The organism is Polaromonas sp. P1_G1 (assembly GCF_056405595.1).
In genome coordinates, this window is sequence record NZ_JBFUBU010000248.1 from 1 (window position 1) to 402 (window position 402).

At 61.9% G+C, this 402-nt stretch carries 1 protein-coding gene; it reads left to right on the forward strand.

The features are described from left to right. Positions 1–49: 49 nt before the first annotated feature. Positions 50–402 (forward strand): glutathione S-transferase N-terminal domain-containing protein (locus AC1D1Y_RS26695; RefSeq protein ID WP_477684998.1); only part of this gene is annotated, 353 nt, incomplete at its 3' end.

The following is a 402-nucleotide window of genomic DNA, read 5'->3' on the forward strand; positions in this document are numbered from 1 at the left end:
GTGCACATCGGTGCCGTCTTGCCCAAGCCCGTTGCTGGCTGAAGTTGGCATGTCGCTGCCGGTGCTGTATTCGTTCCGGCGCTGCCCCTATGCCATGCGTGCCCGCATGGCAGTCGCGGTGAGCCGGCAGACATGCGAATTGCGTGAGGTGGTGCTGGCCCACAAACCCACAGAACTATTGCTTGCCTCACCCAAAGGCACGGTTCCGGTGCTGGTGCTCGTCGATGGCGCCGTCATCGATCAAAGCCTCGACATCATGCTCTGGGCCTTGCAGCGGCATGACCCCGAACACTGGTTGCCCACCACAGAGGCAGCGTGGGAACGCACGCGCAGCTGGATTGCCGAGAACGATGGGCCGTTTAAGCAGGCGCTGGACCGTTACAAATACCCACACCGCTATGC